The following is a 21,319-nucleotide window of genomic DNA, read 5'->3' on the forward strand; positions in this document are numbered from 1 at the left end:
CTGTCTCTTTTTAAGCAAGTATGAACAAGTACAACAGAGAAGAGCTTTATATTACGCTTTTAGAGAGTTATTTATGCGGATAGTTATTTTAAAGGATGATCTGGCGGTCGCGGAATTCGGGGCAAACTATATTATCGAGTCTATTAATAAAAAACCAAATACAGTACTAGGTTTGGCCACCGGCTCAACTCCAATCAGACTTTACGAAAAAATGATGATTGCTAATCAAACAAAAAGAGTGTGTTTTAAAAAAGTTACTACTTTTAACCTTGATGAATACCTAGGGCTTGCGGTCGGACACCCTCAAAGTTATCGCTATTTTATGGATCATCGTTTATTTAATCATATAGATATCGACAAAGAGAATACTTTCGTACCCAATGGCGCTTCTGATAATCCGATAGCTGATTGCACTCACTATGAGGAATATCTAAGAGAAAAAGGCGGTGTCGATTTACAGCTCTTAGGGATAGGAAGTAATGGTCACATTGGATTCAATGAGCCAGGCTCGAGTTTGGCGAGTAGAACTCATATTGCAGTGTTATCAAAAGAGACTATTTCAGCGAACAAGCGTTTTTTTTCTGTGGGTGAAAGTCAGCCCCATTTATCGATTACGATGGGGATAGGAACGATACTAGAGTCCCGTGAAATTATGCTGATAGCTACTGGAGCTAATAAAGCTGAAGCCATTAAAAATACGATTGAAGGGCCGGTAAGTTCAAGTTGTCCTGCTTCAATATTACAAATGCACCCTTACGTTACGATAGTTATGGATGAAGAAGCCGCTAAAAGCTTAAGAAATATTGATTTTTATAAATACACGGAATTAGAAAGTCAAAAGTTTATGTTGAGCCAGTATAAATAGAATTTATGGCTCTATATGAAATTGATGATTTGGAAATTAAATATAGTAAAAAATCAAAAGACCATAATCGAATAAAGATAGTTTCTTAAAGAAGAATTATTGATTTTTTGATGGGAAAGTATTTATTTAGTACTGTAAATTAGATATGCCTAAATAAAATAAAATAAAATAAAATAAAATAAATTATTATTTAGGCATATTTTCTATTTCTTATATTCCAAAAATCTGTAATAGCATGCGTACACCAGTAATAAAAAGAACAATGCCGAATGCTTTTTTCAACTGAGCGGAGTTTAGCTTAGCGCCTATTTTTGCTCCTATTGGAGCAAAAATAATAGTGAGCGGGATAATTAATAAGAATGCAGGTAAATTTACTAGTCCTATGGTGCCAATCGGAGCATCGATACGACTACCACCAACAGCAAGGAGGGTAACAACTCCTGGCAAAGCAATTAATAATCCAAATGCAGCAGCGGTACCAACTGCTTTGTGAGCAGCGACGTTAAAAAGAGTCAACAATGGTACACCAATGGTGCCTCCGCCAATACCGATCATCACTGATAAGCCACCTACAGCGGAAGCCATAATGCTTTGGCCAAATTTACCTGGTAGTTTACTAAATAGGGCAGGAGCACCAGCGCGAAACAGCATGTTCATGCTGACTACAATCGCAATGATAGCGAATAAAAGAGTGAGAGTATTACCTGGGACATTTGATGCAGCTAGGCTACCTAGTATGGCAAATATTAATACGAATCCACCCCAAGACTTCAAAATATTAACGTCGACATTACCTTTAATATAGTGCGCGCGAATTGATGAAATAGACGTTGGGACAATAGTTGCCAAACTTGTTGCGGTAGCAATTGCAATAGCAGATTCTGGGCTAACATCGAAAAGCTGAAGCAAAAAATATAGCACTGGTACAATGACTATTCCACCACCAACACCAAGTAAGCCAGCTAATAACCCAGCGAAAACCCCAGTAATTATTAGCGCTATAATAATCGGCCAAGCGGCTAAAACTTCATTCATAAAAACCTTCTTTACTTTTAAGAGAATTAATCTCAATTTATCAGAGCTTATAATGGAATATCGGCACATAATCTTCTTATAAAATATGCCGATATTCCTTACTTGCTTACATTAAAAACCAGCTGCTTGGCCATCTTTACGAGGATCAGAGCCTGCGGCATAACTTCCGTTTTCAAAGCGCTGGACAATTTGCGCTCCGCCAAAACCAAAAGCGTTATCAGGTGCTTCAACTGTGATTTTGTGACCCAAGCTTATGAGTCCATCGATAAGTGATTTTGACATAGTTGGTTCACAAGCAACTTCAAGCCCTTCTACCATACGCCAGCGAGGGGCGTCTGCGGCTACTTGAGGGTCTTGATCCCAAAGTTGAGTGCGTAATAATAATTGAACATGACCTTGTGCTTGTATTGGTCCTCCCATCATGCCAAAAGCCATTAGAGGCTTGCCATTTTTCATTGCAAAGCCTGGAATAATGGTATGAAAAGGGCGCTTGCCAGGAGCAACCTGATTAGGGTGTCCTTGTTTATTGGTAAAACCAAAGCCTCTATTTTGCATTGATATTCCAGTTCCTGGTACAACAACGCCTGAGCCAAACCCTGAATAGTTTGATTGAATAAAACTCACCATCATGCCTGACGAATCACCAACATTTAACAATACGGTGCCACCAGTTTTAGGTGCACCAGCTTCAAAGTCTTGGGCTTTATTTATGTCAATAAGCGCTGCACGAGATTGAAGATACGCTGCATTAAGTAAATCATCTTCGTCTATGTCTTTCATATGGTCGCGGTCAGCAACAAAAGCATCAAGATCGCGATAAGCAAGCTTAATAGCCTCGATTTGTAGATGAACTGCAGAGATGTCGTCAGGTTCATAATTACGAATATTTGTATGTTCAAGTATACCAAGCGCCATTAATGCAGCAATTCCTTGACCGTTAGGCGGGATTTCATGGAGCTCAACATTATCAAAATTATGACTGATTGTGCCGCACCAGTCATTGCTATGGGAAGCTAAGTCGCTTACTGTCATAGCTCCACCGTTCGCTTTAGCAAAAGCAGCGATTTCTTCAGCGATTTCACCTTCATAAAATGCCTTGCCATTAGTTTCTGCAATTGCTCGAAGGGTTCTGGCGGCACCTGGATTACGGAATCTTTCACCTGCTTTTGGTGCATGTCCATTCGGCATAAAAGTTTCTGCGAAGCCTGGTTGATCTTTTAAAACTTCAGCGCCTTTGGCCCATGCTGCGCCAACTACAGGAGAAACAATAAAGCCTTCTTCTGCATAGCGAATAGCAGGAGCGAGTACGGTTGAAAGGTCAAGCTTTCCGAATCGCTGGGAAAGAGCAACCCACGCACTTACTGCACCAGGAACGGTTACTGAATCCCAGCCGTGTTGAGGCATACCTTCGGCAAAACGCTCTGGCGTCCAAGCTGCTGGGGCTCTGCCAGAAGCATTGAGGCCATGTAATTCTTTGCCATCCCAAAGAATACAAAATGCATCTGATCCCAGACCACATCCTGTAGGCTCGACAATTGTTAGAGTCGCTGCAGTTGCAATAGCCGCATCAACGGCATTACCACCTTGTTGTAAAATCGAAATCCCAGCCTGAGTCGCCAATGGCTGAGAAGTCGAGACAATATTTTCCGCAAGAATGGGTGAGCGGCGAGAAGGGTATATAGGATCATGACGCAGGTTCATTAGACGTCCTTTTGGTTGTTTTGCTATTTTTAAGATGGCTTCGAATTGCCCAAGCAATAGAAAGCACAGCGGCTACTAAGAAGATTAGACTAATAGGGCGGCTTATAAATAAACTCATATCAGCGTCAGTCATAAGAGCGCGACGCAGATTGGTTTCAGCAATAGGACCTAAAATTACACCTAGCACTAATGGCGCAAGTGAATACCCTAAAGCTCGCATGGCATAGCCGACTATACCGATAATAATTAATAGATAGAGGTCTGTTACGCGGTTATTAAGTGCAAACGCACCCACTACGCAACAGGTCATTACGACAGGTACGATTGCCCATTTTGGTACTTGAGTAATTCGTAAAAAGAGGCGCATTGAAAAAACGGAAACGATTAACATCATGAAAGATGCTACAGCCATTGCGATAAACATACCGTAGACTAAATCGCCATGGTCAAGAATTAAGCGTGGTCCAACTGAGATACCATGAACCATAAGTGACGCCATTAAAATTGCATCAACAGCAGACCCTGGGATTCCAAGCCCGATAAGAGGTATAAGGCCACCGCCTGCAGTTGCAGAGTTACCTGCTTCAGAAGCGACAATGCCATCAGTTTCACCTTTACCAAATCTCTCAGGGTATTTTGATGAGCGTTTGGCTTGGTCATAGGCTAATAGATTCGCGATTGAGCCGCCTGCACCTGGAAGCGCTCCAATTAGAACTCCGAGGATTGAAGACCGTAATAAATTTACTGGTCGCATTAATACTTCTTTAAAGACTTTCCATGTCTGAAAATCTATTGCGCCAGTTACTAATGAGTTACCAGAACGTATATTTTTGGCATCTTCTACTTCAGAGGCAAGTTGTGAAATTGCAAAAATACCAATTAGCACGACGAGAAATGGGAAGCCGGTTTGTAGCATTTCGATGTCGAAATCAAATCGGGCTCGACCTAAAATTGGATCAGTTCCGACGGTTGAAATTAGAAGGCCGACAAGACCAGCAAGCATCCCACGAACAACTGAACTGCCAACAAGACTGCCAACAATTGTTAATGCAAAAACAATGAGAGAAAAGTACTCCCAAGGACCAAGCTGTACAGCAAACAGTGCAAGCGGTGGGGCAGCAAAAATCAACACAATTGTTGAAATTATTGTTCCAAAAAACGATGCCCAAACACCGATGGATAGGGCGCGCCCTGGTTCACCATTTCGCGCCATGGGATACGCATCAAAAGTTGTTGCTACAGACGAGGGTGTACCTGGTATTCCTAACAATGCTGCAGAAATTAAACCTCCTGTATATCCACCGACGTATACGGAAAGCATGACTGCAATACCTTGTAGTGGCTCCATAGCAAATGTAAGAGGAAGGGTTAAGACGATTGCCATAGTAACAGTGAATCCTGGTATGGCGGCAGCAACAATACCGGCAATGGATCCTGCAAACATATAAATAAGTGTTGAAAACGTAAATATTTGCGTGGCTCCGGTGAGAAAGTCATTCATGTTAAAACACTCCTCGTGGAAGAAATACCGTAAAGACTTCAGAAAATAGCCAATTAAGCCCGAAAGAAAAGACCAGTGCAGTTATTAGGGCAATCACAATGGACTTAGTGTTACGAGGCATCAAAATCACTTGAACTGAGAATATGAAAATCATGCTCGCAATTGAGAAACCTATGATAGGAATTACAAGGATATAAAGTGCTAGTGCGCCAAGCGTGATGAATACTAAATAACGACGGCACATCCAGGCTTTCACCTCAGTATAAAAGCGACCATAGCCTAGGTAAGAAATTTTGCGTAAGGAGTCAACGATGGCAACTATAGAGAGCAACCCAATTGCGGCACAAACAATTTGTGGAAAAGCGCCAGCTCCAAGTGTTTCAAATCGTGATGTTGGTATTTCACTCGCTGCAAAGAATAATCCAACAGAGGCTATCAGAATAATAAAATAGCTTAGCAGACGGGCAATCTCGCCCGCCTCCATAGCTTTGTCATGACTTAAATTACTCATGGAGCAAGTACCGCAGATAGTGATGTTACGGTTTTTTGTAGTGTGCGAAGGTACGTTTTATATTCTTCTTGACCACGAAACCCAACATTAGCACCCGCGTTGTTTGTTTGTTTAATATAGTCAGGGTCTTTAGATAGTTTTTCGAATGCTACTTCGAGAGTTTTGCGAACATCAATAGGAGTGCCTTTTGGAACAACAATACCTCGGGTTACATTTAGCTCTAAGTTCTGGCCTAGTTCGGTTAATGTTGGAACATCTGGGGTTTCGTCCATTCGTTCAAGCGATCCAACGGCAAGGAAAATCAAATCACCATTGTCAACAAATTGCTTAGAAGAGCTGACATCTCCTATAGCGGCATCTAGATTGCCTCCAACGAGAGCTCTCACTCGTTGACCTGTTCCTTCGTAGCCAACATATTTAAATTGAAGACCGAATGCTTGCTCGATCATAGCGGCATGAAGATGTGGTACGCCTGCAAGAGTGACACCCATTGTTATTTTACCTGGATGAGATTTAGCAAAGGAGACGAACTCTTCAAAATTGCTATAGTTCTCGTTTATTCCAATAACAAGGTATTGTGGTGAAGATGTCATCAATGCAACAGGTTCGAAATCATCCCAAGCAATATCAGTGATGCCAGTTTCAGTTGCCACGAGAAGGCCTTCGTGAATTTGGCTAATAGTATACCCATCTGCATCGCGACGAGATGTTTCACGCAAGCCAACGGTTCCACCTGCCCCAGGCATATTGATGATTGGCATTTTTACACCAAGAAAAGGTTCCGCATTATTAGCGATTAACCTCATTAGAGTATCTGACCCCCCACCTGGAGACCAAGGAACAATAAATTCAACGGCATGCTCTGGATAAGCTTCTGCATAACTTGGTGTCGCGAACGTCGTTGCTAAGGTAATAATAGCAGCACTGATTTTCATGGAAATACTACAGTTTTTCATTGAAACACTCCTGATTGAATGAGGCCGCAGTTTTAATGCCACAGCTAGGGTTACCACTCGATACTAACACAAGTAAAACATAGGGAAAGCTCGAATAATTTGACATTATGTTTAGTAAAACTTATCTTATCGATATGGATACAAAACAACTTGAAACACTTCTCGCTATTGAACAGTGCGGAGGATTTGCTGCCGCAGCGAAAAAAGTGAATATTACCGCCTCTGCAGTAAGTCAGCAGATTACTTCATTAGAATCAGAGGTTGGTGCGACGCTTTTTGATCGTACCTATCGTCCTCCAATGCTTACGGCTAAAGGGGAGGAGGTCGTTCGCTCAGCTCGAGCTATATTGCAAATTATGACTGAAACCAAGACATCGGTTTCGGGCATGCAGGTGCGTGGAACCATAGCGTTTGGTTCACTCCGAACTGGGACAAATTCGTTGGTTCCACGGTCACTTGCAAGCTTACGTAAGACCTATTCTGAATTAAACTTTCGATTGCGTATCGGTATGTCTGAAGAGTTGATGAATGAAGTTGTTTCAGGGCAGCTTGATGCTGCACTCGTTGCAGACTATGTCGCGGTCCCGCAAAGCTTGACCTGGACTCCAGTTGTTAATGAGCCACTTGTGGTTCTATTGCCGAGAGGGACAGGTGCACGAACTCTTGAAGAATTGGTACGTAAAATCCCCTTTATTCGCTATCGCACGCAGGTGCAACTTTCTAGGCAAATCGATACTGAGATTGCACAACTCTCATCGGAACCGATAGAAGTCGTATCAGTTAATACAATGACTGCTGTGGTCGGATGTATTCAAGCAGGACTTGGTTTTTCCATTGTGCCAAAAATGGCGTTACAGGATACGATTACTACTTCACTTGACTGGTTTCCATTTGGCTCTCCGCCGATTTATCGAAGACTTGGTGTTGTTCAGCGGGAAAACTCAAGTCGTAAAGATGTTCTTGGTGCGCTTATCGTCGCGTTAGAGCATCAAGGTCAAAAGATGTTAGAGGATATCTAGGCTGAACACATACAGCCAATGGGGGAAGCCACCTCACATGGCTGCTTAAATGCAGTTAAAAAATGGAGGGTTACCTAACCACCTTTTCGTATGAGAAAAGGTGGTTTAGTTAAGTTTTTTAATTTTTCTGACACAAAAATAGTATTTCTTTGGTTGTTTTACCTCGTTCAAGACAGATCCAATTTGGATAGTTTGTCGCATCGTTTTGAGATTGAACAATAAAGAAAGCATGTTGTTGTGATGGGAGCCAAGTACTCAAATTACCTATTCTTTTTTGAGCTTTTCCTGATGAGTAGTATTGGCCAGAAAAAGGGCGTTTATGAAGGTAAAATAGATCGCTTTCTTTAGCCTCAGATTGTCGTTCCCATATTGAAAGAATGGCTTGTTGTGATTTAGGGTGAATAAGGTCAAGGTGTAACGCACCAACTAAAATAATCAAGAGAGCTGGTGTTATGAAACCTATCTTGTATACCCAATTAGACAAAGGTCTTTGATGGTGAAGGTGAGATAATAACAAGGCCGCTGCGGGTAAGCATGGCATTGTATAGCTGGCGAGAATGTTTCCAGAAAAACTGAATAACAATAACGGTGCCATAACCCACAATAAGAGAAAACTGCCAAAACCATCAGAGCTTTCTTCTGTGTCTTTCCCTTCTTTTAGCGAGCGAATCCATTGCCATAATAAAATAGGGCTCCACGGCAACATTGCAGTAAAAGCATATACCCAAATTGTTCCGCGTGTCCTTTCATGTGCTGTACCATATAAATCACCTTGCCAGCCACTGACGATAAAACGCTTAATGTGTTCGCCAATAATAAAGTAATCTAAAAAACCCGGCGTTTTAAGTTCTGCAATTGCATACCAAGGCACAAATAAAACGAGACACAGCAGACTTCCATAACCCCAAGGTAAAATATTCCAAAGCCGTTTCCAACGACCATGTGGTAATAGCCAAAGTGTTAAGCTAATGCCAATCAATACAACAGCTAAAGGGCCTTTAGATAACATTCCTAGCGCTAATCCCACAAAGAACAAATATCCCCAATGCTTTCCTTTATTAGACCAAGCCTGCCAGAAACTAATCATGCTAAGAGTGATTGAAAAAGTGAGTGCTGTATCTGTCATCACTGCGCCGCTTAACAAGATAAACGAGAATGTAGACGCTAATATGACGGCGCTGAATAATCCCATTTTTACGGAATGGAATACTTCTTTTGCTAATAAATACACCAAATAAATCACACCAAGACCAACAACAAGATGCGGTACACGCGCTGCAAATTCATTAATACCAAAAAGACTAAACCCTAAGCTGCTTAGCCAAGTAAAAATAGGTGGTTTACCCCAAAATGGAATATTGTAATCAAACATAGGCGTGATCCAGTCGCCAGTTTCAAACATGATGCGTGCCATTTCTCCGTATCTTGCTTCTGTCGTATCCATTAATGGATAGAGTGACAGTGAAATAAAACGAAGTACCAGACAGCTTATGAGTAATATTAATAATGATTTTACGGACGGCAAAGATAGTGTTGTTTTCTTCATCATTCTGCCCCCATTGATTGAAAGGTTGGCTTCATCGTAGCGTCTTCCATAAGGATATATAAGGGGCGTTGTTTCGATTCAATAAAGAGCCTACCGACGTATTCGCCCAGTACGCCAATAGACAAAAGTTGTATTCCTCCAAGAAATAAAATAATAAGAATCGTAGAAGGATAACCTGCTACAGCATCTCCCCACACCAAGGTTTTAGTAAGAATGACCATTGCCATGACAAAGGCAATGAAAGACGTTACAAGCCCGGCCATGGTGGCCCAACGTAGTGGTTTGGTACTGAATGAAGTAATGCCTTCTAATGCTAGATGAATTAATTTCGGGTAATTCCATTTTGTAATACCCGCTAGTCTAGGATCGCGATCAAAAGTCAAAATTGTGCGAGTAAAACCCGGCCATGCAAGTAAGCCTTTCATAAAGCGAGTTCTTTCTGGCAAGGTGTTGATGACTCTCACGACTTTTTGATCCATTAACCGAAAGTCGCCAACATTTTCTGTAATTGGATAGTCACTTATATAGGACATAAATCGATAAAAGCAATGTGCTGTGGTGCGTTTTACCCAACCTTCGCCATGGCGTTCTTTACGCTGCATTTCTACCACTTGAGCGCCTGCTACCCATGCTTTGACCATATCAGGTATATATTCTGGGGGATCTTGTAAATCAGCATCTAATAAAATGACGCAACGGCCAGAGGCTACTTTCATCCCCGCACTCATTGCCGCTTCTTTTCCAAAGTTTCGACTTAAACGAAGGCTGCGTACTTGGTGAAGCCTATGGGTGAATTGGCTAACTAATGCCCAGCTGCTGTCTTGGCTTCCATCATCAATGTAAATGATTTCACAATGCTGGTGTAGGATAGACAAGGCATCGCAAACTCTCTTATGGCAGGTACTTAGAACCTCAGCCTCATTTAGAAAAGGAATGATGACAGTCACTAAGGGCTGTGCTTTTGTGATGGGCTCTAGTTGTTCGTATGCTTTATAAGGCAATGCATTCATATAAGTTTCCTAACATGTCAGTCGTTTTCGACATAGTAAGAAGGTAAGTGTCGCAAAAAGGTGATTCACTTTTTTTTCACGTAATTGTGTGACAATGTCGTTTATCAAATAACGTGAGTTATAGTGCGTGAATAGCCTCCTTTATACAGAGAAGACGATGAAACTATTGTTGGTGGAAGACCATAAAGATATTGCAGGCGTAATTTTTGACTATTTTGAAATCAAAGATTATGTATTGGATTACGCTAATAACGGCTTACAGGGCTATGAGTTAGCGAAAAAAGGCCATTATGATGCGATTGTGTTAGACATTATGTTGCCAAAAATGGATGGGTTGACTGTGTGTAAAACATTACGTGCGGAGGGGATTGATACTCCAATTCTAATGCTGACAGCGCGTGATACAAAAGATGATATTTTAGCTGGCTTTGAACATCTTACAGATGATTATTTAGTGAAGCCTTTTGATTTAGATATTTTAGATTCTCGTCTGCAGGCCTTAGTGAGAAGGCGAAAAGGGAGTGTGGCAAACCGTACATTGGTATTTGGTGAGCTTAAGCTTGATATGAATACTCGAATCTTACAAAGAGAAGGAAGCCGATATTCTTTAAATCCCTCTCAATACACTATTTTGAAATGCTTAATACAGAAGGCGCCAGATTTAGTATCCAAAGAAGAAATTTGTGATGCTTTATGGGGTGATGAAGAACCAGACAGTAAAGTGTTAAGAAGTCATATTTACCAACTACGAAGCTTAATTGATAAACCCTTTGAACATGCGTATTTAAGAACCGTTTCAAAGGTAGGTTATCACTTAGTGCAGGAAGATGAAGTATGAAACGTATAAAAACGGCTAAACAGCTCACCTTTACTTACTTTTCTATTGTGGCGTTCGCCATCATAGCGTTTCATTTTTCGATGTTTGAATCCTTGATTGAAAATATCGAGAGTATCTACGCTGAAAACCGCATGTTGAAAGACAAAAATACAGCCGTAAGCCTATTAGAAGGGACTGATTTTACTTATGTATCCGTACCGCCTTTTTCTGAGGCTTATGTAGGTAAAGAGAATTTGCCTGCAGGCATTGTATTAAATTCAAATATTACGGATGACAAGCCCTATGAACTGGATGAGCGTTCAGATATAGATCGTGAGATTTTTTCGATGCGCTCGCAAGTGATATTAAACGGAAAACGTAAAGAACTGTATTTACTGCATTATGATGAAATATACGAAATCAGTGAAGTGCAAATGTTTGAGACGCAAAGTACGCAATTGTTTCTGTCTCTTTTGTTGCTGGTGGTTAGTTTATGGGTGGTGATGCGTATATCTGCTCGACTAACAAAACCTTTGGCCCTGTTATCTAGAGATCTTGGTAATCGAAGTTCAAGTAACCTGTCTACTATCGAATTACCAGAAGGTGCCGCAACATTGGAAATACATCAATTGGTAGAGCGCCTTAATGTTTATCAAAATCAAATTAAGGCCATGATTGACAGAGAGCGAGCCTTTAATCGTTATGCAAGTCATGAGCTGCGAACGCCTTTGATGGTGATGAAAGGGGTTGTGACTTTATTGGGTAAATCAGATTCAAAGGAGTTCTTAGAAAGACAGCGTCAACGCATAGATAAGGCGTGTCAGGAGATGGAAGACTATATTTCGACCTTGTTATCGTTAACTAGAGCGGAAGATTTGTCGTTGACGGCGTATCGACTAGTTGAAGATAAAGAGTTTTATGATATTCGAGAAGCGCATTTAGTGTATCTAGCGGATAAAGCAGTCGAAGTTGATATTATCAATACCGGGCAGATAATTACTCAATTACCGATGCCCACATTTCATATATTAGTGTCCAATCTACTCAAAAATGCAATGGCGTGTACCGAGACAGGGAGTGTGACAATAAAGGTTTTTGATAATACGTTGTCAGTAGTTGATACAGGTTGTGGTTTGCAAGGTAAGCCTGGTGGTGAAAGTTATGGCCTCGGTTTAATGATTGTTCGTGATATTTGTGAAAAATATGATTGTGAATTTAGCTTATTGGATAATGAAAGTGTTGGTTGCACTGCCAAAGTGAGCTTTCCTAAACAATCCAGTTAACTATTATTTCATGGTATTAGAGAAAATCCAGAACCGAGAAAATACGTAATTAATCGTCATGCCCATTAATACTCCTGGCGCCATTGCTAGGTAAGGCCATAACTCATAAAGTGTTTGGTTGGTAATATTGGGCTGAACAGCAAGCAAAACGACATAGCAGCTCCAATTTGGTATGAATGCGATAAAAGAGCCGCCAATAAATTGCAACCATTGCAAGACGGCGGCTTTTTTATAACCTGAAGTAAGACTTTTGTTATGGGAATAGACAAAGGTGATATTTCTGTTTAGCCACCAATTTGATGTGGCTGCAATCCAGAATGCGATACCCCTCGCAACAATGAAAGGAATCCATGTTGAAAGCAACAACATGGAGATTACATCGACAGCAAAACCACTTGCGCCAACTAAAGCGAAACGAAAAAAAGAGTGATTAAATAAAGTTTTCATTGGGTGATTTTACGACGGAGAACATCAAAAAAAAGTGAATTTAAAGATGAATAGAACTTTGAGTGGTCAAGAAAAAATAGACGCTTGACTCGGGATTGTTGGCGAAGTAGCTTTCGTCCTAATATTAAATTGCAATACTGATGGGGTGGTTAATATTACTACTGAAAAAAGTCATTGTGAGGCAATTGTAGAATTTTGGTTTTGTCTCGTGCTTGCTTATACAAAACAAATAGTTGCTCACTTCAGAGCTCTTTTAAATCGTAAGTGACATTATTGTATAAATCATCTATGCAAGCGTATTCGAAATAGGGCTAGGGTTGATTGGTTTAGTAAAACGCATGGGAAATAAGGAGTAAAGAAACCTATTTTTAAAAATAGCCACTAAATAAAGTCTTTTTATATCTATAATATTTGCTTAGCTTTTGACCTATCTCCTTAATGGAATTGTTGGGGAGTGTGCTTTATTGAGTATCTTGCTTAATCACCATAAAGGATTGAAATTAAGTGTAAAAAATATAATGGCCACTTCTGTAAAAAAGATTAGACAATACTAACTTTTAGTGTAATATACGCCCCGTCTTGAAGTGAAGATCATTCGTTGATTTATAAGGGATTTTTCTGTAAATTTGAATTATGGTGATTTTGAGTTAGATGACGTAGCTCAAGTTTTCACGCCTTACAAGGCGAATCCCCACCACTTACTAAGCAGTGGTACTTATGAGAAGTAAGTAAAGAGCTAGATTGTGTTGGAGTGGTAGTTCAGTTGGTTAGAATACCTGCCTGTCACGCAGGGGGTCGCGGGTTCGAGTCCCGTCCATTCCGCCAATTTACTTAATAGTGATAATTCTATTAAAATTAAGTAAATTGATTTGTACAAAAAATCTATGATTCTATAGATAGTACTTAACCTTTATAAATTTCAACACCTTCAAAAATTCTTTGTTTTCAATCCTGTCTTAGTTTTTATCTGATATTTTCAAAAATTCTTTGTTTTTCAATCCTATCTTAGTTCTTATCTGATACTTTCATCTATATTATGGTGATGCCTTTTGTTTTTTACATAATTTTTTTGAATATTCTATTGCAGAAGAAATGCATACTGGTAATATCTGGTTATGAGCTTCTATAATGGAAGCGTATAACTAATGCATTCAAAGAATAATTCCGAATAAAAATAACAATGGAGCTTATTATGACTACCTCTTCAAAGCATCTCTTCAAAGCAAGTTTGGTCGCTGTGTCTGTCGCAGCGGCTTCTTCAGCGTATTCTGCTGGTTTTGCTTTAAATGATCACAGTGCAACAGCATCTGGTACCGCTTTAGCTGGTGCGGCCGCATCTGGGGCAGATATTTCCTTTAGCTACTGGAACCCCGCTTTATTTCTAAATGCCACAGAAACGACTGTGTATGTTTCTGGTGCGTATGTCATGCCGAGTATGGATGTGACGGTAAATTCTGCAAATAGTGCTGATGCAAATGGTTCTGCTCCTGGTGGTGTTTCGCCCTTAGGCACTCAATCAACGAATGACTCTGTTGATAATACCTTGGTTCCATCTTTATATTTAGCAATGCCAGTATCTGAGAAAACAGTAGCGGGTATTTCCTTAAATGTACCTTTTGGTCTGTCTGGGGATTATGGCGATGAATGGGCTGGACGGTATCATGCAACGGAGACTGGAATACAAGATATAGCGTTAAGCTTTGCGTTAGCTCATCGCCTAAGTAGTTGGGCGTCAGTTGGTGCAAGTGTTCAAATTCATACAGCGGAGGTTGTGCTCGCATCTCAGGTTGGCTTTCCTAGTGCCGAGGGTAATGGCTACATTGAAGCTGATGATACTAGCTATGGATATAGCCTTGGTGCAGCTTTGGAGCCTGTTAAAGGTACTAGAATCGGTTTGGGTTATCGAAGTGAAGTTGATTTTGATTTCAAGGGAGATGTTAAATATAAGAACGTGGCAACTCTAAACGGAGCACTTGGTGTTGCAGGTCAACCTACTCTTGATAATACCACTGTTTCAGATTCTATTACTTTTCCTTCGGTGCTTACATTAAGTGTTGAGCAGGATTTAACAGCTAAGTTAATTTTAAGTTTGACGGCCATGCGAACTGGTTGGGGTTCTATGGATGAGTTAAGGATTGATTTTGACAGTAATCAATCAGATTCTGTCTTGACTTTTGGCTTTGAAGACCAATGGTTTTATTCTGCCGGTTTGACTTATGCCCACTCTGAGAAATTAACCTTACGTACCGGTGTTGCTGTTGATAATTCTCCAGTAACCGATGAGTATCGTTCTGCTCGTACGCCAGACGGAGACCGTACTTGGTTATCACTTGGTGGAACCTACAGTTTGAATGACATGACGTCACTGACGTTTGCTTATACCCATGTGATGATTGATGATGTGTCTGTGAGTCGTGATGGTACAGGTGAAGATGCTGCGCGCGGAACGTTGGACGCAGATTATGAATCATCAGCCAATGTGTTCTCTGTTGCGATGAATATGGCGTTCTAATTAGCCATAAATAAAAGTGTTAATGAAAAACCAGAGCCTATTAAGGTTCTGGTTTTTTTATGTCTGGATATTGAGTTTGTTTATGTTGTTACAGAATAGGTGAACGTGCGGATTTCAATCTTTTTTAGAGTTTAATAGACCATGCGAAGTTCTTTTGCTTTTTCATTGTCACGGGCTGTCCAATCAGACAGGGGAGCTGGTTTACCAAAGTAGTAACCTTGTAGAGTATGACACCCTAATGACGCGAGTAAATTTGCTTGCTCTCTTGTTTCTACACCTTCTGCAATGACCTTCATATTGAGCGATTCAGCCATTTGTATTGTCGATTTAACGATCTCTATGTGGCGCTGATCACCAGGTAGTGGCTCTATAAAGCGACGGTCTATTTTAAGTATGTTTGCTGGTATATCAATTAATTGACCTAGGGAAGCTTGTCCTGTTCCGAAATCGTCAATAGCAATGGATATACCATACTGAGAAAGACTTCTTAGGCGTTTGTGTATAAGGGGATTCGTCATCACTGAACTTGTTTCAGTTATTTCTAGTTCTAGCATTTTGTTTAACCAAGGGTTGTCAGAAATAAGCGACATGAGTAATGCGAAAAAAGCATCGTTCATGAGCTCTTGACCAGCAAGATTAAAAGCAATAGGTGTGTGTATGTGTTCTTTGTTCCACACTGAAAGCGTTGTGACAAGTTCACGCAATAAGTTCTCAGCAAGACTGGGTAATAACCCTAAATCCTCGGCTACTTTGATGAAAGTAGTTGGTGGTATAAATCGTTTACCATCATTCCATCGAGCAAGCGCTTCGAATGATCGAATTTGTCCATTTGGAGAAACTTGAGGTTGCAGCCAAATACTCAATTCTTTGTTTTTGATGGCGGCACTTAGCTTTAAGCCGAGCTCATGCTCTTCAATCAGTTTGTTTTCAAGGTTGTGATTGTAGTATGAGAGTCTGTCTGTGCTAGTAGAGTATTCTAAAGCCATTTCACAGTGCTCAAGTAATTCTTCGGCGGTTGATCCGTCTGTATGGTAATAAGCAATACCCACTTGGTATTCCATATTTAACATGCTGCCATCAATATTGATTTGTCTAGGTAGTACCGAATGAATCAAGGTGGATAGATTTTTCTGAATTAAATAAGCTTGACCTAATGGCACGAAACACGCAAATTTTACTCCGCGTAACCTGCCTATAATGGCTTGATCTGATAGTTTTTTCTGTAGAGATTTTGAGAAATTAAGGATGATTTTATTCGCGTTATCTTTGCCATATTGCTTATTAAGAAGTTTGAATTGGCAAATCCGAATAATAAACATAGCGCCTGTTAAATGACTCTCTTGTTCTTTGAACTTTTGATTAACCTGACGACAAAAATGCCGATTATTTGGAAGTAACGTTAATAAATCAAAATGAGCTAGGCGGGTGTTGGTTTGTTGTGAGGTTTCTAATTCTTGCTGTATCGCCCGTAGCTGAGTGGTATTTTGTAAATGTAAAACGTAATGCCCATGTTTAGTCAGTGAGGCTCTTCGGATTTCTATATGGACATCTTTGTTTTGTTTTAATGTGCACTCTGCTGTATTTGATTGCCAAAAAAACTTACCAGAGTCACCAAGTGGTGAAAGCCAATCAGACATTCTTGTATCCGCAAGTTTATTCTGTTTGGAATGAGCCAAAAGGTCTCGAGCAAGTTGATTTACTTTAATAAGCCTGCCCCGTTGGTCACAGAGTAAGGTAGGTGTACCGGTATTTTCAAAAAACTCTTCATACAGTGCATAGTTTTGATTTAGTTTTCGATAGAAGCCTCTCATACGCGAAGCGTTGTTTTCCAATGTGTAAATAATTCTTGAAACGGCTAGAGGTAACCCAACGTTAAGAGTAATGAATGTAAGTAGTTGGAAGTAAAATGAAACGGCTATGTTTGCTTGGCTAGAAATAAGGTTTTCACTGGTGATTAAGTAAAAAGGAAAAATATTCGCAAGCATGGTCACTAAAGAGACTTTAAAGCTAAACAATAGACGAGTTATTAAAGGGAGTGAGTAGAGTGAGATAAGGGCGTATTTTTGCGCGTTTAATTCATCGTTTAATGTTAGCAATAAAGAACTGGTGGTTAATAAGGTGATAATGAAAAGACTTGCAGAGATTTGAGTGTATTTTTTACTGAAAAAAAGTAAGCCTACGAGAATACATAGGAACAGACTGTTCATACCGAAAAGTGATGTTTCAGTGAGAATGAAAAAAGAATGCACTTCTGAAATAGCAAAAATACAGATAGTGAGCGCTAGAAGGATTCTAAGAGCGCTTTGTTGGAGTGCTTTTTGGTTTCGCCCAAATGTTTGGTCCGAATCGACAAAAAAATAATTTTTAAGAGAATCAATAAACATTATTCAACTTCATAATGTAGGAAAAAAAGAAGCCATAACGAATTATGACAAAATTAAACATTACCTAAAAAGCGCTAATATCGCCACGCTATTTACAACACCGATATCATATTTAGGTAAAAATCATGTATTAATTTGCTGAAAATGATTATCCCAATGAATGCCTGGGTGTTTTTTAATCATTTTTGTGACGTCTTGTATTGGGTTATTCTTCATTTGAACACCTGTGCCACTGGTTAATAAAAACTCATGTGAATTATTTGTAGCAGCAAGACCGCAAACATCGCGGCAGTTTTCTATGCCTAAAAAAGTTTTTGAGGCAATATGCCAATAGGCAACTAAGCCGCCTCTTGGTGTGCTGATGGCTAACACTTCCCCTGATTTATCAAAACAAACGCTACCGCAATATTGTTTAAAGCGCATACGAACGTTTTCCGGTATAGGAAGATATTCCATTACAGGGTTGTCAATTCTAGATAAGGCGACCAAAGGAACTTGATCCCAGATTTCCCCTTGATATTGAAAACCTAGAGCAACAACACCTTGCTGATTGACATCCAAATGTCTAATGCTGAGTTGATGTAATTCATCTTCATGAGAGGCGTGATTTAATACTTTTCCATTTTCTAGTGATAGATAAGTAACGTTTGGTTGCATTGTATCAAGGTTTAGTATTTCTCTGTCTTCATCTGGTCGAGTCATCAGGCCGCCGTTTGCAATGACAAGAACCTTATCACTTAAAAAGACAGATTCATGAGGGCCAATTCCATTACTATTAAAAATATTGAGTATATTTCCGCTGGGCCATTCACGAATAAATATTTTGCCTTGGCCTGTTGGGTAGTGGTTTTCTTGAGTAATTAAACGCTTACCGTCTGATGTAAATAATGCATGACCGTAAAAATGATGATCTTGGGTTGGCTCAATGCGCTGAATTTTTTGATGACTGGATACATCAAAGAAGTCTATGAAAAAACCTGGCCTTCTGGCGACGATGCCAATAATACTTTGACTTGGATGGATGATTGGAGCGTGCGCTCTTTGACTTAATGGTGCCGACCAGAGTATTTCGCCTTCATCATCAAATACACCGAAGAAATGCTCCTGTTTACTCAATGAATAAGCTGAAGCGTACAGCTTACTCTTTGAGTTGTTGGGAATGACAGTGGCCCAAGATGGTACTGTCGCTATAACGCCTCCCAAGGCTAAAAAGGAGCGCCTAGATATCACGACTAATCTCCATCTCTACTATTAAAGCCAATTTGAAAACCTAATGAGGTAACGAGGCTTGATAAGTAGGATTGGCTGTTTGATATAGATTTAACCAAAGGTGTCGCCAAAGCAATACGATCTTCTTTTGATTTGCTCGTGTGGAAAAAATCTATTGGCAACTGAAGTGCCAGTTTTACGTTTTCAATCAACTGTTGTTCAAATTGTGTGGCTAGTGCAGGGTTTGACTGCTTAGCAATATCATACAAAGAAGGCGACCCTGCATGATAAATTTCACGATAAGACGTCAAGTTTTTTTGCATAGCTTGAAGAGACAAATCGCTTCGATAAAATTCTGCTAGTTTTAAATTTTCACGGCTATTATAACCAATTGGCGTTTCAAGCTTTGCGTCTTTAACGGCAGACATATGTTCGATCCATTGTTGCAAGAATTGCTCTAATGCAACCTTTTCTGGATCGAAACCAGTACCTTCTTCATCAAATACCCAGTCTTCCGCTTTTCCTTCTTTCCACTGGTTTGCAACGGCATCAGCACTTTCAAGGTGATGTTTCGTGACTCTTGTAAGAAGTTGGCAATGGTTGGCGGAATTTAATGGCTCGAAGTCAGGGTGATAAAGTAAGCTCTCTATCGCGGTTAATCCGCGTACGGCAATACTGGCAGAAGTCCAAAACCTAGGTGCATCCATTACAGATGGATCACCTTGAGTTAAGGCGCGAAGTTGGCGCTGTGTTACGCCTTTTTTATCTGGCCAATACTCAAAAGCGTAATAACGCATAAAGTAGGTGACAGGGCCAAAATTTAACCATTGGACTTGTTGCCAATCTAATACGTTTTCTTTAAACGCTTCTTGGGCAGAATGTAATGATTGTCTGGAGGGCGTGGTGCAAAGTTCATCAGTGCGTTGCTGTAATGTTTTTGATGAAATAGCATAGGATTCATAACCTTGATTAATGACATTGTTAACAATGCCATTAAGAGGACCTTCCCATTGACCTGCAGATGCGAGTAAAGGGGCGGACGCGCTTATTGCTAAAGCAATTAGCTTAGGAAAATATTTCATTAAAGCGACTCCAAGAAGTAAATGAGTTTTTTTCGATGTTCTTTATTTAACTGTTTGTAAAATTCTTTGCTCTGCTGTGCTTCACCGCCATGCCAAAGGATTGCTTCTTCAATCGTCTTGGCTCTACCATCGTGTAAAAAACCGATGCGACCTGATACTTTTTCAGATAAACCTATCCCCCAAAGAGGGGCTGTTCGCCACTCGTTTGGTGCAGCAGAGAAACTTTGGAAACCACTTGAAAGCTCTGGCCCCATGTCATGCAGCAACATGTCTGTAAAAGGATAAAAAGTGCGATTGCTTAACTCGCTAAATGTCACGTCTTTGCCAGTTTGCATTTTGGGTATGTGGCAACTGACGCAACTTCCTTCTTCGAATAAAGCTTTTCCTTCAAGAAAATCAGAGTTACTTAGGTTGCGCATTGCTGGTGGAGAAGACAATGAAACAAAAAGATCAACCAATCTCACTTGCTGTTTATCAACTTCCAAGTTGTCTAAGTGTGGACTGTTCCCATTTGGGCTTTCAATACATGCTTTTTGTAACTGGGTACAATCTCCAGATGCGGCCGGGTTTAATGGCGTAGATAGTCCCAAATCAGTATTAAACGCTAATTGATTCTGTGCGCTAACACTTGGGGTGGCTGCTTTATAGCCAAAACGACCAATAGCTTTGCCCTTACCATCATTACTTGGGATCCAGCTTACTCGACCACTAATGCCGTTATTGTCAATATCTTCAGGGTCAGCATTCTCGATAATTATATCATCTGAAATATTGCCTAATAAACCCATTCCAACCAGCGCAGGGGCGACAAGGAGGGTTACGCCAGTACTATCCTCTAATTTTCCATAATTCAATGTCGTCCAATGAATATTTGGCTTTCTTAATTCAACCTTTGTGCCGTCAGAAAGTGTTTCAGTGTGAGTAATGTAAGTAAGATGGTAGTCACCTTCAGGAAGAATACCTGGAGAGGCGTGACCTTGAAATTGACCACCGTAATTTTTGTCGCCAATGTTTGGGTAGATAAAGTCTGCTACTTGAGAGGTGTTTTTATATGACTTACCAAACCGAATTAAAAAAGAGGGAACAGTTGCTCCACTTACGCCAGACTCGGGTGCATGACCGCGACCATTTTTGATATGGCAGCTGTTGCACGATCGAGTATTGAACAGAGGGCCTAAGCCATCGCTGGCTGTAGTTGAGGAAGGCGAAGGTACCCAAAATTTCTGGAAAACACCTTCACCAATGCGAAAATCTAATTTGTTCTCAGGTTTTATGCCTGAAATAGGTTGTGAGTAATCACTTGCAAAAGCAAGGTCTTGAAAACAAAAAAAGCTGGCGAAAGCGCCAGCTGTAAGAAAAGTTAACTTCTTCAAATTTGTTGTCATAAGTAGACAAATACCATTAACTGACTAAATGACACATCTTTCCAGGTATCCCATTT

At 40.3% G+C, this 21,319-nt stretch carries 17 protein-coding genes and 1 tRNA gene; 6 read left to right on the forward strand and 12 right to left on the reverse strand.

Going from position 1 to position 21,319, the window contains the following annotated elements; translation table 11 throughout:
- Window positions 1–73: 73 nt before the first annotated feature.
- Entirely contained in the window at window positions 74–865 is a 792-nt protein-coding gene (nagB, locus tag MUS1_RS13335; RefSeq protein WP_036163384.1) for a glucosamine-6-phosphate deaminase, read from the forward strand.
- A 210-nt stretch (window positions 866–1,075) separates the two neighbouring features.
- Here the strand turns inward: nagB and MUS1_RS13340 are convergent, their stop codons facing one another.
- The 5 genes from MUS1_RS13340 to MUS1_RS13360 form a co-directional block, all read right to left on the reverse strand.
- Window positions 1,076–1,900 carry a sulfite exporter TauE/SafE family protein gene (locus MUS1_RS13340; RefSeq protein WP_036163385.1) on the reverse strand — a complete coding sequence of 275 codons (825 nt, stop codon included), beginning with the start codon at window positions 1,898–1,900 and terminating at the stop codon, window positions 1,076–1,078.
- A gap of 111 nt (window positions 1,901–2,011) precedes the next feature.
- Window positions 2,012–3,601: a gamma-glutamyltransferase family protein gene (locus tag MUS1_RS13345; RefSeq protein ID WP_036163387.1), complete on the reverse strand. Its 1,590-nt coding sequence runs from the start codon at window positions 3,599–3,601 to the stop codon at window positions 2,012–2,014.
- Window positions 3,585–5,102 carry a tripartite tricarboxylate transporter permease gene (locus MUS1_RS13350; RefSeq protein ID WP_036163389.1) on the reverse strand — a complete coding sequence of 506 codons (1,518 nt, stop codon included), beginning with the start codon at window positions 5,100–5,102 and terminating at the stop codon, window positions 3,585–3,587. The genes MUS1_RS13345 and MUS1_RS13350 overlap by 17 nt, the downstream gene beginning before the upstream one ends.
- Window position 5,103: 1 nt before the next feature.
- Window positions 5,104–5,613 carry a tripartite tricarboxylate transporter TctB family protein gene (locus MUS1_RS13355; RefSeq protein WP_036163391.1) on the reverse strand — a complete coding sequence of 170 codons (510 nt, stop codon included), beginning with the start codon at window positions 5,611–5,613 and terminating at the stop codon, window positions 5,104–5,106.
- Window positions 5,610–6,569 carry a Bug family tripartite tricarboxylate transporter substrate binding protein gene (locus MUS1_RS13360; protein WP_211236469.1) on the reverse strand — a complete coding sequence of 320 codons (960 nt, stop codon included), beginning with the start codon at window positions 6,567–6,569 and terminating at the stop codon, window positions 5,610–5,612. Before MUS1_RS13360 ends, MUS1_RS13355 begins: the two co-directional genes overlap by 4 nt.
- Before the next feature lie 134 nt (window positions 6,570–6,703).
- Between MUS1_RS13360 and MUS1_RS13365 the strand changes: the two genes are divergently transcribed.
- A complete protein-coding gene (locus MUS1_RS13365) occupies window positions 6,704–7,588 on the forward strand; it encodes a LysR family transcriptional regulator (RefSeq protein WP_036163442.1) in 885 nt (294 codons plus the stop codon).
- Window positions 7,589–7,706: 118 nt separating this feature from the next.
- On the opposite strand, the gene MUS1_RS13370 is transcribed toward MUS1_RS13365, so the two are convergent.
- On the reverse strand, window positions 7,707–9,137 hold the full coding sequence (locus MUS1_RS13370) for an ArnT family glycosyltransferase (RefSeq protein WP_245595818.1): 1,431 nt from the start codon (window positions 9,135–9,137) through the stop codon (window positions 7,707–7,709).
- Window positions 9,134–10,144, reverse strand: coding sequence for a glycosyltransferase family 2 protein (locus MUS1_RS13375; RefSeq protein ID WP_036163392.1), 1,011 nt, complete (start codon window positions 10,142–10,144; stop codon window positions 9,134–9,136). Before MUS1_RS13375 ends, MUS1_RS13370 begins: the two co-directional genes overlap by 4 nt.
- A 157-nt stretch (window positions 10,145–10,301) precedes the next feature.
- On the opposite strand from MUS1_RS13375, the gene MUS1_RS13380 reads away from it, so the two are divergent.
- Window positions 10,302–10,982, forward strand: a complete 681-nt coding sequence (locus tag MUS1_RS13380) for a response regulator transcription factor (RefSeq protein ID WP_036163394.1) — start codon at window positions 10,302–10,304, stop codon at window positions 10,980–10,982.
- Window positions 10,979–12,244 carry a sensor histidine kinase gene (locus MUS1_RS13385; protein WP_036163396.1) on the forward strand — a complete coding sequence of 422 codons (1,266 nt, stop codon included), beginning with the start codon at window positions 10,979–10,981 and terminating at the stop codon, window positions 12,242–12,244. The genes MUS1_RS13380 and MUS1_RS13385 overlap by 4 nt, the downstream gene beginning before the upstream one ends.
- A gap of 3 nt (window positions 12,245–12,247) precedes the next feature.
- Here the strand turns inward: MUS1_RS13385 and MUS1_RS13390 are convergent, their stop codons facing one another.
- A complete protein-coding gene (locus tag MUS1_RS13390; RefSeq protein WP_036163399.1) occupies window positions 12,248–12,691 on the reverse strand; it encodes a GtrA family protein in 444 nt (147 codons plus the stop codon).
- A 748-nt stretch (window positions 12,692–13,439) separates the two neighbouring features.
- Between MUS1_RS13390 and MUS1_RS13395 the strand changes: the two genes are divergently transcribed.
- Window positions 13,440–13,516: transfer RNA gene (locus tag MUS1_RS13395), tRNA-Asp, on the forward strand.
- 367 nt (window positions 13,517–13,883) lie between these two features.
- The gene (locus MUS1_RS13400; RefSeq protein ID WP_036163400.1) at window positions 13,884–15,203 is read left to right on the forward strand and encodes an OmpP1/FadL family transporter; all 1,320 of its coding nucleotides are present in this window, start codon (window positions 13,884–13,886) and stop codon (window positions 15,201–15,203) included.
- Window positions 15,204–15,334: 131 nt separating this feature from the next.
- Here MUS1_RS13400 and MUS1_RS13405 read toward each other — a convergent pair whose 3' ends face one another.
- The 4 genes from MUS1_RS13405 to MUS1_RS13420 form a co-directional block, all read right to left on the reverse strand.
- On the reverse strand, window positions 15,335–17,587 hold the full coding sequence (locus tag MUS1_RS13405) for a sensor domain-containing protein (RefSeq protein WP_036163401.1): 2,253 nt from the start codon (window positions 17,585–17,587) through the stop codon (window positions 15,335–15,337).
- A gap of 123 nt (window positions 17,588–17,710) precedes the next feature.
- A complete protein-coding gene (locus MUS1_RS13410) occupies window positions 17,711–18,817 on the reverse strand; it encodes a DUF1513 domain-containing protein (protein ID WP_036163402.1) in 1,107 nt (368 codons plus the stop codon).
- 2 nt (window positions 18,818–18,819) lie between these two features.
- On the reverse strand, window positions 18,820–19,878 hold the full coding sequence (locus MUS1_RS13415; RefSeq protein ID WP_036163404.1) for an imelysin family protein: 1,059 nt from the start codon (window positions 19,876–19,878) through the stop codon (window positions 18,820–18,822).
- A complete protein-coding gene (locus MUS1_RS13420) occupies window positions 19,878–21,263 on the reverse strand; it encodes a di-heme oxidoreductase family protein (RefSeq protein ID WP_036163406.1) in 1,386 nt (461 codons plus the stop codon). The genes MUS1_RS13415 and MUS1_RS13420 overlap by 1 nt, the downstream gene beginning before the upstream one ends.
- Window positions 21,264–21,319: the final 56 nt, after the last annotated feature.

Source organism: Marinomonas ushuaiensis DSM 15871 (assembly GCF_000521805.1).
GTDB classification, from domain to species: domain Bacteria; phylum Pseudomonadota; class Gammaproteobacteria; order Pseudomonadales; family Marinomonadaceae; genus Marinomonas; species Marinomonas ushuaiensis.

Coding starts and splice junctions, on each gene's coding strand:
- MUS1_RS13360 (WP_211236469.1), bottom strand. CDS start 6,569: ATGAAAAACTGTAGTATTTCCATGAAAATCAGTGCTGCTATTATTACC.
- MUS1_RS13350 (WP_036163389.1), bottom strand. CDS start 5,102: ATGAATGACTTTCTCACCGGAGCCACGCAAATATTTACGTTTTCAACA.
- MUS1_RS13340 (WP_036163385.1), bottom strand. CDS start 1,900: ATGAATGAAGTTTTAGCCGCTTGGCCGATTATTATAGCGCTAATAATT.
- MUS1_RS13390 (WP_036163399.1), bottom strand. CDS start 12,691: ATGAAAACTTTATTTAATCACTCTTTTTTTCGTTTCGCTTTAGTTGGC.
- MUS1_RS13415 (WP_036163404.1), bottom strand. CDS start 19,878: ATGAAATATTTTCCTAAGCTAATTGCTTTAGCAATAAGCGCGTCCGCC.
- MUS1_RS13370 (WP_245595818.1), bottom strand. CDS start 9,137: ATGATGAAGAAAACAACACTATCTTTGCCGTCCGTAAAATCATTATTA.
- MUS1_RS13345 (WP_036163387.1), bottom strand. CDS start 3,601: ATGAACCTGCGTCATGATCCTATATACCCTTCTCGCCGCTCACCCATT.
- MUS1_RS13355 (WP_036163391.1), bottom strand. CDS start 5,613: ATGAGTAATTTAAGTCATGACAAAGCTATGGAGGCGGGCGAGATTGCC.
- nagB (WP_036163384.1), top strand. CDS start 74: ATGCGGATAGTTATTTTAAAGGATGATCTGGCGGTCGCGGAATTCGGG.
- MUS1_RS13400 (WP_036163400.1), top strand. CDS start 13,884: ATGACTACCTCTTCAAAGCATCTCTTCAAAGCAAGTTTGGTCGCTGTG.
- MUS1_RS13380 (WP_036163394.1), top strand. CDS start 10,302: ATGAAACTATTGTTGGTGGAAGACCATAAAGATATTGCAGGCGTAATT.
- MUS1_RS13385 (WP_036163396.1), top strand. CDS start 10,979: ATGAAACGTATAAAAACGGCTAAACAGCTCACCTTTACTTACTTTTCT.
- MUS1_RS13375 (WP_036163392.1), bottom strand. CDS start 10,144: ATGAATGCATTGCCTTATAAAGCATACGAACAACTAGAGCCCATCACA.
- MUS1_RS13420 (WP_036163406.1), bottom strand. CDS start 21,263: ATGACAACAAATTTGAAGAAGTTAACTTTTCTTACAGCTGGCGCTTTC.
- MUS1_RS13365 (WP_036163442.1), top strand. CDS start 6,704: ATGGATACAAAACAACTTGAAACACTTCTCGCTATTGAACAGTGCGGA.
- MUS1_RS13405 (WP_036163401.1), bottom strand. CDS start 17,587: ATGTTTATTGATTCTCTTAAAAATTATTTTTTTGTCGATTCGGACCAA.